The organism is Maribacter sp. (assembly GCF_039968975.1).
In the GTDB taxonomy this organism is placed as follows: domain Bacteria; phylum Bacteroidota; class Bacteroidia; order Flavobacteriales; family Flavobacteriaceae; genus Maribacter.
This window is the reverse complement of record NZ_JBDVOT010000109.1, coordinates 1-11,403: the sequence shown is the minus strand read 5'-3', so window position 1 is coordinate 11,403 and position 11,403 is coordinate 1. Positions and strand designations below refer to the sequence as shown.

9 protein-coding genes and 2 pseudogenes are annotated in these 11,403 nt (G+C 36.7%); 9 read left to right on the top strand and 2 right to left on the bottom strand.

The genetic code is table 11. The features are described 5' to 3' along the window. A pseudogene (locus tag ABJI11_RS07605) lies at positions 1-2,669 on the bottom strand (hypothetical protein); the annotation flags it as partial. Between the two features lie 293 nt (positions 2,670-2,962). Between ABJI11_RS07605 and ABJI11_RS07600 the strand changes: the two are divergent. The 6 genes and pseudogenes from ABJI11_RS07600 to ABJI11_RS07575 all read left to right on the top strand — a co-directional run bounded on the left by ABJI11_RS07600 (position 2,963) and on the right by ABJI11_RS07575 (position 8,401). Further along, a complete protein-coding gene (locus ABJI11_RS07600) occupies positions 2,963-3,706 on the top strand; it encodes a hypothetical protein (RefSeq protein ID WP_348350903.1) in 744 nt (247 codons plus the stop codon). Next, entirely contained in the window at positions 3,696-4,469 is a 774-nt protein-coding gene (locus tag ABJI11_RS07595) for a hypothetical protein (protein ID WP_348350901.1), read from the top strand. The genes ABJI11_RS07600 and ABJI11_RS07595 overlap by 11 nt, the downstream gene beginning before the upstream one ends. A 51-nt stretch (positions 4,470-4,520) precedes the next feature. Further along, positions 4,521-5,027 (top strand): DUF6702 family protein, encoded by a 507-nt coding sequence (locus tag ABJI11_RS07590; protein WP_348350900.1) that lies wholly within the window; start codon positions 4,521-4,523, stop codon positions 5,025-5,027. A 57-nt stretch (positions 5,028-5,084) separates the two neighbouring features. Beyond that, positions 5,085-7,397, top strand: a pseudogene (locus ABJI11_RS07585) (M1 family metallopeptidase). 92 nt (positions 7,398-7,489) lie between these two features. Then, complete coding sequence (locus tag ABJI11_RS07580) at positions 7,490-7,819, top strand: twin-arginine translocase TatA/TatE family subunit (RefSeq protein ID WP_348350898.1); 330 nt, start codon at positions 7,490-7,492, stop codon at positions 7,817-7,819. Between the two features lie 6 nt (positions 7,820-7,825). After that, complete coding sequence (locus tag ABJI11_RS07575; RefSeq protein ID WP_348350896.1) at positions 7,826-8,401, top strand: phosphatase PAP2 family protein; 576 nt, start codon at positions 7,826-7,828, stop codon at positions 8,399-8,401. Here the strand turns inward: ABJI11_RS07575 and ABJI11_RS07570 are convergent. Next, positions 8,364-9,005, bottom strand: a complete 642-nt coding sequence (locus ABJI11_RS07570) for an O-methyltransferase (protein WP_348350894.1) — start codon at positions 9,003-9,005, stop codon at positions 8,364-8,366. The genes ABJI11_RS07575 and ABJI11_RS07570 overlap by 38 nt on opposite strands. Before the next feature lie 63 nt (positions 9,006-9,068). On the opposite strand from ABJI11_RS07570, the gene ABJI11_RS07565 reads away from it, so the two are divergent. From ABJI11_RS07565 to ABJI11_RS07555, 3 genes are all read left to right on the top strand, one after another. Then, a complete protein-coding gene (locus ABJI11_RS07565) occupies positions 9,069-9,539 on the top strand; it encodes a GNAT family N-acetyltransferase (RefSeq protein WP_348350892.1) in 471 nt (156 codons plus the stop codon). 65 nt (positions 9,540-9,604) lie between these two features. After that, positions 9,605-10,873 (top strand): kynureninase, encoded by a 1,269-nt coding sequence (gene kynU, locus ABJI11_RS07560; RefSeq protein ID WP_348350890.1) that lies wholly within the window; start codon positions 9,605-9,607, stop codon positions 10,871-10,873. A gap of 86 nt (positions 10,874-10,959) precedes the next feature. Continuing rightward, positions 10,960-11,403: MFS transporter (locus tag ABJI11_RS07555; RefSeq protein ID WP_348350888.1), on the top strand; the 444-nt coding region annotated here is incomplete at its 3' end.

Here is an 11,403-nt window from a genome sequence, read left to right as displayed (position 1 = left end):
ATCGTTAAAATCCCTGCATTATCAATGGTTGCATCACCAGTGATTGGTTGTGGTGTTGCTTCATTGGTTGCGTTTCCTATTAATACTTGTCCGTCAAGAAGTGTTCCACCAACATCGGTTCCTAGTTCCCAAATTTCGGTTGTATTATTCCATTTCAGGATCTGGTTTTCAATAGTTCCTGGTATGATATCCAAAGCTCCTGAAGTTGTATTTTGAATAATTCCATTGCCAGCAACATTAGCAGCGATCATCGTGTTTTCAATTGCATCCGCTGAAATCGTTAAAATCCCTGCATTATCAATGGTTGCATCACCAGTGATTGGTTGTGGTGTTGCTTCATTGGTTGCGTTTCCTATTAATACTTGTCCGTCAAGAAGTGTTCCGCCAACATCGGTTCCTAGTTCCCAAATTTCGGTTGTATTATTCCATTTAAGGATCTGGTTTTCAATAGTTCCTGGTATAATATCCAAAGCTCCTGAAGTTGCATTTTGAATAATTCCATTGCCAGCAACATTAGCAGCGATCATCGTGTTTTCGATTGCATCCGCTGAAATCGTTAAAATCCCTGCATTATCAATGGTTGCATCACCAGTGATTGGTTGTGGTGTTGCTTCATCGGTTGCATTTCCTATTAAGACTTGACCTTCAGGAAGGGCGCCACCGACATCAGTTCCTAGTTCCCAAGCCAATGTCGTTTCATTCCACTTTAGAATTTGTCCATTGGTATCTGCTCCCATTGGATTTAATTGATCTAAACCTATTGCATCTTCTTTTACCTGAAGTGCATCGCCTAAAATTTCGATTGTGGTGTCGTCGACTTTTATATTATATCCTGTAGTAGCGTTGAAATCTGTGAGTGCATCATTGGTATCAATATCGGTAACTGCAGATCCAGTAGCATCTGTTCCTAGTTCCCATTCTGTATTGTCTTGGTTCCATTTGAGAACTTGACCGTTTGTTGTGGCGCCCATAGGGTTTAATTGGTCTAAACCTATTGCGTCTTCTTTGATCTGAAGTGCATCACCTACAATTTCGATTGTGGCGTCATCAACGTTAATATTATAACCTAATGTGTTGCTGTAGTTGCTTAATCCGTCATTAGCATCGGTATCAGTTACATTAGTACCTGTACCATTAGCAATATCATTGGCAACAGTCCATGCGCCCAGACCTGCATTAAGAGTTTCATCCCACTTAATTACCTGACCATTAGTTGCTCCGTTTTGGTTTAAGTCTTCAAGGGTAATGGAATTGTTTGTGATGTTATCACTATCTATCACATCATCTTCTATTGCAAATTCACCAATATTATTCATGATAACATCACCCCCTACGGCAACAGGTGTTGGATCGCTTGCTGCGTTGCCAACAAAAATGAATCCATCGTCTAAACTTAGATTTCCTTCAGGTATATCTACAAATCCACCATCAGTTAACGAAATACGGTTTCCTACTATAGATAATTGTTGCTCATCTGTATCAACAGTTCCAGCGGGTATATCTATCCAATCAACCACGCCGGCTGTACTTGTTGTTAAAATTTGTGTATTTGCGGGTGCCGCAGCTGAGGGTGCAATATCCACAGGCAATATTGTTCCGTTTAAAATGTCTGCAGTTCTTACGGCATTATTTGCAATTTTCGCAGTTGTTACAGAATTATTTGCCAGTTCATCTCTTGTTATTCCCAGAGGAGCAACGCTAACCGTATATGGATCGCTTTCAGAGCCGTCGCCATCTCTTTGTAGGGTACCGTTGGTTACATCTAAAATTTCATTGCCAACAATACCATCAACTTCTACAGCTGCTGCAGGTAATGTTATTGAGTTACCATTGCTTAAAGATATTTGGTTTGTCGTATTGTCGATACTCAAGGTTTGGAAATATGTAGAAAGATCGTAGGTGTTAGGGTCATTCTCAATACTAAGAATATTATCCGTAAGGTCTAACTGCTGATCATCTGAACCTATCAATGCACCTAGGCTAATAGTTGAAACTCCTGCAATAGTAGATCTAGCAATTGTTAGTGTAGTGTCTAATTTGTTGAAGGTAAGGTCGTAAAGTCCGTCAGCGTCTTCCCATTGAACAATTCCGTTTTCATCTGTAGTTAATACTCTGTCTGGACTGTCGTTGGCAATATTTACAGGTAGTATTCCGCCAACAGCTAATTCATTTGTGCCAACTGCATTTTCTCGTATTTCACTAGAACCAACAGATTCTGCGGCTAAATCATCTGCGGTTAGAGAATTGTCAGCTATATCATTTGTGTCAATGAAACCATCTCTAATATTGTCGCCTGTTAAGCTGTTTTCAGCAACTTCTAAATTAATATTTCCTTCGGTTTGGGTTATTTCTATAGTACTTCTGCCATTTATAATTGGATCATTGGTGATAGAAAAGTCTACGGCATCGCATAAATTAACCCACTGTGTGCCGTCATAGTAGTTAATGCACTCGGTATCGGTATTATACACCATACCACCACGTTGTGGAATTATTGCTTCCATTTCTAAGGTGGTAACACGGGTAATTACCAAAACCTTAGAGGTACTTTCAAGCTCTAAAACTGATGAAGCGTCTATATTTTGAGGGTTATCTCCAATTTTAATTTGTCCGAATACGGTAGGTGCCGCTAGTACTGTAAAAAAAATAAAGAAAATTATTGCTTTCATACTTAGTGTCTTATGACGAGAAAATAGTGATTAACAAAAATAGAATTATCTATTGAATACCCTTTATTTATAAGTTGAAATAATAGGCTAATGGGTTAAAGAACATCTAACCTCGTTAAACGGGTTATTTTTTGATACCGAAAATAGATAAAGCATTGTTATATTTTTAGAAGTAAATTTGAAGAAATTAACAAAAGTTTATTGGCACAGTTTTTTTTATGAAGATTACAAATCTTTTCTTTATCTTTTGAATGCCCTTTACATTGGGTGTTTTCTATTATAATATACACTAAATGACCAAAAAATTACTTTTTTTACTAGTATTATTCTCAGCTATATCAGGCTTTTCACAAGACGGTACCAGACAACCGTTAAGTGGTTCTGTAATCTACATGAACATTGGCGTACCCAATGAAAATGTAATCAATGCTACGTCTGAGCACGCTACTATTACTAACGATCAAGGTTTGTTTCGGATCAATGTTAAGGTTGGTGACCAGCTTGTTTTTACCGCGGTCAACTACAATATTAAAGTGGTGACGATTACTGAGGAAATCTTGGCCAATAATCGTTTGGTGGTAGAGGTAAACGAAAAAGTTACAGAATTAGACGAGGTGGTCATTACACCAGAACAGCAAGAGCGTTTTTTAGAAGTAAAGAACCAAGAATTTAAAGAATACGAATATGAAATTGATCGTGCTACTGAGGTAGATAACGTAGCCATGTCAGATGTTGAAAAGGGTATGCAAGACGGATTAAATTTTGCGAATATCTTTAGAGCTATATTCAAATCACAACCAGAAGCTACGGAAGAAGCACCTAGATTACAGGTAAGTGAAGTGTTGAGACAAGTATATGATGATTCTTTCTTTGTGGTAGATTTAAATATACCGCAAGATAAAATCAATGAATTTTTATACTACTGTGATGATAAAATGCCTGCAAGATCATTACTTAAAAAAGAAAATGAGTTTCAATTGATTGATGCTTTGGTTAATCATAGTAAGACTTTTCTTAAAGAATTAAATGAGGAGTAGACTCCTTTTATGCTTACTTTTTTTTAGTGTCTTTTCATGGGCACAAATTGGTGAATTTAAAAAATTAGAGGGCAGGGTGTATAGTGATGACGGTGATGTTGCTGCTACCCATGTGCTCAACCTAACTTCTAAGAAAGCTAGTATTACTGATGAAAACGGGTATTTTGCTATTCCCGTAAAATTATTTGATACGTTAGAATTCTCTGCCGTTCAGTACAAAAAGAAAATTATAGTGGTCAGTTCCGCTATTTATGAAAGTAAGTTAATCTCTGTTGGGTTAGAAGATGCTTTGACAGTACTAGATGAGGTAACGGTAACACCATATAGTCTTAGTGGTAATTTATTGACCGATCTGTCAACCTTAGACATAGATCCGGTAGTTACGGCATCTACATTGGGCTTGCCCAATGCCTATGTAAAAATACCTACCAAAGCAGAACGGGAATTAAAGGCTGCCACTGGGAACCCTATTATGAGTTTTGATCCGTTGATCAATGCGATAAGCGGGCGTACCAAAATGTTGAAAAAGCGCGTTGAGCGAAATAAGCTTTATGACCGTACAGAACGTGTACGAGATTTTTATGCCGATAGCGTGTATGTAAAACAACTATCCATACCTGAAGATAAAATAGATGATTTCTTATATTACTGCGAGGTAGATCCTAGATTTCAAAAAGTAGTAGATACCCATAGTAAATTGGAGATTTGGGAGTATCTACGAAAGAAAAGTTTGTTGTATAGAGAAAATAATTCTTTAGATTAGCCACCGTATCTTTGGCATATGCTTTGTAATAGCGTAATCAAACAAAACACGATGAAAATTTTTAGATCGGTACTATTAATATGTATACTTCCACTTTTTGCATTCGCCGGAGCACATAAATTTTATATTAGCGTTACCAACGTTGATTATTCAGAAAAGGATCAAGCCGTACAAATTATTACCCGTGTATTTATAGATGATATGAACACGGTACTTAATGAACGCTATGGTTACCCTGCCGTATTAGGTACAGATGAAGAATCAGCGGTAGATAAAGAGTTTCTGGAGAAATACCTGCGTACCAAATTCTTGGTAGAGATCAATGGTAAAACGGTTGCGTATGATTTTATTGGGCATAAGTACGACTCTGATATGGTCATTTGTTATTTGGAAGTGCCAAATGTTCCGCTTAAAACCTTAAAGCAAATAGGTATAACCAATGAGGTGCTGACAGATATATATGATGATCAGCAGAATGTGGTGCATATGAAGGTAAATGGCAAGAAAAAGAGCCATGTGCTCATAAAATCTCGTATTAAAGGAATGTTAAATTTATAACATACATTAAGATATCTCTATAAAAACTTTAATTTTCCATCACTAAATAACTATGAAATGATAAGAGTAAAGTACGGGTTCGCGTCTGTTTTATTCCTTTTTGCAGCAGTATCTTTTGCACAAGAGGCTGTCACCAAAGAAAAGGAGCCTGGGCACTACAACCAGAGCAAGTTTAAACAATTATATGAAGAGTTCTCTACGCCAAATACCTATAGGTCGGCTTCGGGTGCTCCTGGTCCTGATTATTATCAGCAGCAGGCAGATTATGTAATGGATATTCGTTTAGATGATAAGAATGCCAAATTGTTTGGTGAAGAAACAATTACGTACACCAATAATTCTCCAGATGATTTAGAGTATTTATGGGTACAGTTAGATCAGAATGTTAGAGAAAAAGATTCTAAAGCAGCATTAAAGAACGGTAGCGGTATTTCGCTTGGTGATTCTGCAGAAAAATTTGTTGGTAATTACATGACAGCCTCTTTTGATGGCGGGTTCAATATAGATTACGTAAAAGATGATTCAGGTAAAGCATTGCCTTTTACGATCAACTTTACAATGATGCGTGTAGATTTACCTACACCGCTAAAAAGTGGAGATAAGTTTTCTTTTGATGTAAAGTGGAACTACAACATACCTGATCACACCGTAAACAGAGCTAGATCTGGTTATGAGTTTTTTGAAGAAGATGGTAACAGAGCATATGTAATTGCTCAGTTTTTTCCAAGAATGGCAGTTTATAATGATGTAGAAGGATGGCAAAACCACCAATTTTGGGGTAATGGCGAATTCGCTCTTCCATTTGGGGACTATGAAGTAAATATTACAGTACCTGCAGATCATATTTTAGATGGTACAGGTGTACTTCAAAATAGAAAAGAGGTATATAGCAAAGAAATGATGAGCCGTTATGAAAAGGCTAAAAAATCTTATGACAAGCCTGTTATTATCGTTACCCAAGCGGAAGCGGAAGCAGCTGAAAAAGGATTTTCTGAAAAAACGAAGACATGGAAGCTTAAGGCAGAAAATGTGCGTGATTTTGGTTTTGCAACATCAAGAAAGTTTATTTGGGACATGCAAGCCGTTAAGCTAGGAAATAGAGATGTAATGGCTGTTTCTATGTAGCCTAAAGAAGGTAACCCATTATGGGAAGAGTATTCTACAAAAGCGGTTGCACACACGTTGAAATCATATTCATCGCACACTTTTGATTACCCTTATCCAAAGGCGATATCTGTACACGCTAAGCGTCAAGGTATGGAGTACCCTATGATTTGCTGGAACTACGGTAGACCAAACAAAGATGGTAGCTATTCAGATAGAACTAAATACGGAATGATCAGTGTTATTATTCATGAAGTTGGTCATAACTTCTTTCCAATGATCGTAAACTCAGACGAACGTCAGTGGGGATGGATGGATGAAGGTTTAGATACTTTTATGCAGTATATGGCTGAACAAGAATTTGGTGAAGCATACCCAACGGCAATAGCGCCAAATGATAAATACCCATCTAGAAGAGGTGATCCTGCGAAGATCGTACCTTACATGAGCGGTGATCAAAGTACTATTTCTCCAATTATGTCCAACCCTGAAAATGTATTTCAGTTAGGACCTAATGCATATGGTAAGCCGGCAACAGCTTTAAATATATTGAGAGAAACGGTTATGGGGCGTGAGTTGTTTGACCATGCTTTTAAAACATATTCTCACCGTTGGAAGTTTAAACACCCAACCCCAGAAGATTTCTTTAGAACAATGGAAGATGCGTCTGCCGTTGATTTAGATTGGTACTGGAGAGGATGGTTCTATACTACTGATTATGTAGATATGGCCGTTAAGGATATCAAGAAATACTATGTTAGCGATCAGCCAAATAAAAAGATGAAAGCGTATTTAGCTGAACGTGGTATTCCGGAATCTAATTTGCCACCAATGGTATATTTAGAAGAGTACGGAGATACTGATGTTGTTGCACCAGAGTTGAAAGATAATTTACCTTCAGAAACATCTAAGACTTTAAAAGAGTTCATGATGGATAACATGACGGCAGCAGAAAGAGCAGCAATAAAAGAACCTAAGTATTTTTACGAAGTAACTTACAACAGTCCGGGTGGCTTACCAATGCCTTTGATCGTAGAATATACGTATGCGGACGGTTCGGTAAAGAATGTAACCTATCCTCCAGAAATTTGGAGAAAGAACAGCAAAGAAGTAAGTATGGTTATTTCATCAACTTCTGAGTTAAAAGGAATAAACATTGATCCTAAAATGGAAACGGCAGATATTGATACAACAAACAATAGCTGGCCTAAGAAAGAGCAAGAGAGCGATTTCGATAAAATGAAGAATGGAGTAAAAGGAAAATAATTTATAAAATAATTATTGTTAAAAGCCTCGTATAACTACGGGGCTTTTTTAATTTGGTTGTTAAACTTGTTTATATTTGTAGTATGATTGCTATGTATTCATTATTTATTAGTGGCGCAGAAATTTTCTTCATTATGTTCATTGTAGTGATGGTTTTCGGTGCCGATAAAATTCCTGATATTGCTAAGGGATTGGGTAAAGGTATGCGTCAACTAAAAGATGCTACTGAAGATATTAAACAAGAAATACAGAAGAGTGCAGATAAGCAGGGTATAGATACTAGTTTCGTTACCGATATCAAGAAAGATATCGATGATATGAAACAGGATATTAGTTCTGGTTTGGGTAGTGACGTCAAAAAACAAATTAGTGACGTTAGTAAAAACATCAATGAAGTAACGGGCAGCATTAAGCGAAAGTAAACTGTTATGTTAGATGACATTTTACAATGGGATCGAGATACCTTTGTTTATTTAAACAGTCTTGGTATTGAGCAGTACGATGCTTTTTGGTCTACTGTTACTAAATTTCCACCTTGGATTCCGCTTTTTGCCCTTATCATCTTTCTTTTCTTTTTTAAGTTTCCAAAACGTGAAGCAATTACTATGATTTTGACCATTTTGGTCATGGCAGCTTTTGTGGCTACCATTACCGATTTGACAAAGCATGTGGTGGCACGATTGCGCCCCAATAATGATGAAGAACTAAATACTTTAATCCGGATTTTAAGGAGTCCGTCAGGCTTTAGCTTTTTCTCAGGTCACGCATCATCATCTTTCTCTATAATTACCCTTACGGTTCTTTTTTTAAGGCATAAATTTAAATGGGTGTACCTATTTTATATTTGGCCGCTATTATTTGCTATGAGTAGAGTGTATGTAGGTGTGCACTTTCCTATAGATTTAATGGTGGGTGCTGTGGTAGGTATATTATCGGCTTGGCTATTTTATAGATTATATAATCTACTTATTTCACCCTACTTAGGGTCAGTCCGTCACGAATAGGTAATAATACCGTTTCTAAAAGTGGGTGTTCACTTAGTTTTTTATTATAATCTAACAACACTTTTGTAGTTACATCTTTAGGGTTTAGAGGTTCTACCACTTTACCGGACCATAATACATTATCAGAAAGTATTACCGATCCAGATTTTGTCTTTGGTAAAACAGCTTCCAAGTAATTATCATACTGTTTTTTTTCTGCATCAATAAAAATAAGGTCAAAGGTAATATCCATTTTTGGGATAATATCTAAGGCGTTGCCCACATGTTGTATAATTTGGGAACCGTAATCGCTTCGGTCAAAAAAAGAGCGTTGAATTTGTTCTAATTCTGCATTGACATCAATAGTATGTAATTGCCCGTTCTTCGGTAATCCTTCGGCTAGGCATAAAGCGGAATAACCAGTGTAGGTTCCTATTTCAAGAATATTGGTAGGATTCATCAATTTAGAGAGTAAACTAAGAACACGACCTTGAAAATGCCCGGTAAGCATACGTGGTTGTATAACTTTTAAATGCGTTTCACGGGTAAGCTGCTGTAATAACTCAGGTTCGGGCTGAGAATTATCGGCTAAATAACTTTCTAAAACAGGAGATAGAAAATGCATGCGTTTCTTTTTGCAAAAATAAGGTTTTAAGCCTTAAATTAATGGACTGAAAATAGCGAAACCATGAATGACCAAATTACCATTAGAGAAGCCGTCAAAAATGATATAGACATTTTATTGCAACATGAGCAAGAGGTAGTGAAGGCAGAGCGACCAATGGATCCAACAATACGTAAAAGTGATGTTCATTATTATGATTTAAATGCCTTAATGGAAAACCCTAGAGCTACAGTGATGGTTGCTTGTGATAGTGATAAAATTGTAGCTACCGGTTACGCACTTGAAAAACCAGCTAGACTTTACTTGGATCATAAAACCTTTGCTTATTTAGGGTTCATGTATACCGATCCTGAGTATAGAGGCAAAGGAATTAACGGTAAAATTGTGGCAGCCTTACAGGATTGGGCTTTGAATATTGGGCTTACCGAGATAAGGTTGCATGTATATGAAGAAAATGAACCGGCTATAAAGGCATATGAGAAAAAAGGGTTCAAAAGACATTTGATAGAAATGCGACTTAGAACAGAATCTTAAAACGCTATTAATGAATGGAGCTTATGAAATTATAGGCTTATGTTTACCTTTATACAAAATTAGCTATGGAATTTAAAAATACGTTAGAATTTGCTCGATCCTTAGATGCAAAAGATAATTTGAAAACATATAGAGATGAGTTTATTTTTCCAAAAATCAATGGGGAGCAAGTCATCTATTTTACCGGTAACTCTTTAGGTTTACAACCAAAGCGTACAAAATCTTTTGTTGATGAGGTCATGAAAGATTGGGCAGAGTTAGCTGTAGAAGGCCATTTTTATGCAGAAAAACCATGGTGGGATTATCATGAGCGATTAGCTGCACCTTTGGCAAAAGTAGTGGGTGCGTTACCGGAAGAAGTATCGGTGATGAATACTTTGACCGTAAACCTTCATTTATTAATGGTGTCTTTCTACAACCCAACAAAAAAGAGATTTAAAATTCTGTGCGAAGAAAAAGCATTTCCTAGTGATCAATACATGTTTCAAAGTCAAGTTCGTTTTCATGGGCTAGACCCGGAAGAAACTATTGTAGAGCTTAAAAAGAGAGAAGGGGAGCATCACTGGAGAACAGAAGATATACTTGAAAAAATTGAAGAGTTAGGTGATGAATTGGCACTGGTTTTAATTGGCGGTGTAAATTACTATAACGGTCAGGTAATGGATATGAAAACTATTACTAAGGCAGGAAAAGCAGTTGGTGCCAACGTTGGTTGGGACTTGGCACATGCCGTAGGTAATGTTGAATTAAATTTACATGAATGGGATGCTGATTTTGCATCATGGTGTAGTTACAAGTATATGAATAGCGGACCGGGAAATGCTTCCGGAATTTTCGTCAACAAAAAACACCTGAATAAAAAGGATATTCAACGATTTGAAGGTTGGTGGGGAACTAAAAAAGATACCCGTTTTCTAATGAAGCCAGAATTTGAACCTATGGAAAATGCAGATGCTTGGCAAATAAGTAATGTGCCTATACTCTCTGTAGCACCTTACCTGGCATCATTGACCATGTTCGAGGAGGTTGGAATGGACAAGTTAATTGAAAAGAGAAACCTGATTGTATCTTACCTTGAATATATTTTACACGAAATAGATAAAGAAGTAGCTAGTTCTTTTGAAATTATAACTCCTAAAGATAGAGGTTGTCAACTTTCTGTATTCTTACATGGTCAAGGCAAATCTCTTTTTAATTATTTAATGGAAAACGGAGTGGTAACAGATTGGCGTGAACCTAATGTTATTCGTTTGGCGCCTGCGCCTTTTTATTCTAGTTATGAGGATATGTACCGTTTTGGGCAAATTTTAAAAGCGGGAGTATTGTCAAATTAAGTTTCAGTAGAAAAAAGAGAATAGAATAGAGAAAATAGAAAAGTAATTTTTAAAATTTAAGCCAATAGCCAACTACAAACAACGAAGTGAAATCACTACAGTTAATTTTAGGGAATGCTAGATACTTCGGTCCGTCGTGGGTGTTTGCCAGTATTAATATTTTATTTGGTACGTGGGCTATTTATATACCTACTGTAAAGCAATCATTAGAGATAAATAAGTCAGAATTAGGAATTGCTATTTTCTTTTTGGCTCTGGGTGTTTTCACGGTTTTTCCTTTTGCATCTGCAATTATTAATAGGGTAGGCGTAGGTAAGAGTACTTTCTATGGAATATTGGCTAGTTGTACTGCGGCAATGTTACCGTTATTAGCACCCAATTATTATGTGCTCATGGGTGCATTGTTTTTGTTTGGTGCATCTAACGGAATTACAGATATTTCGATGAATACTTTGGTGACCGAAATAGAGAAAAAAGACAAAGTAAAATTTATGGCGGCTTCACATGGTTTTTTTAGTTTAGGAGGAGTT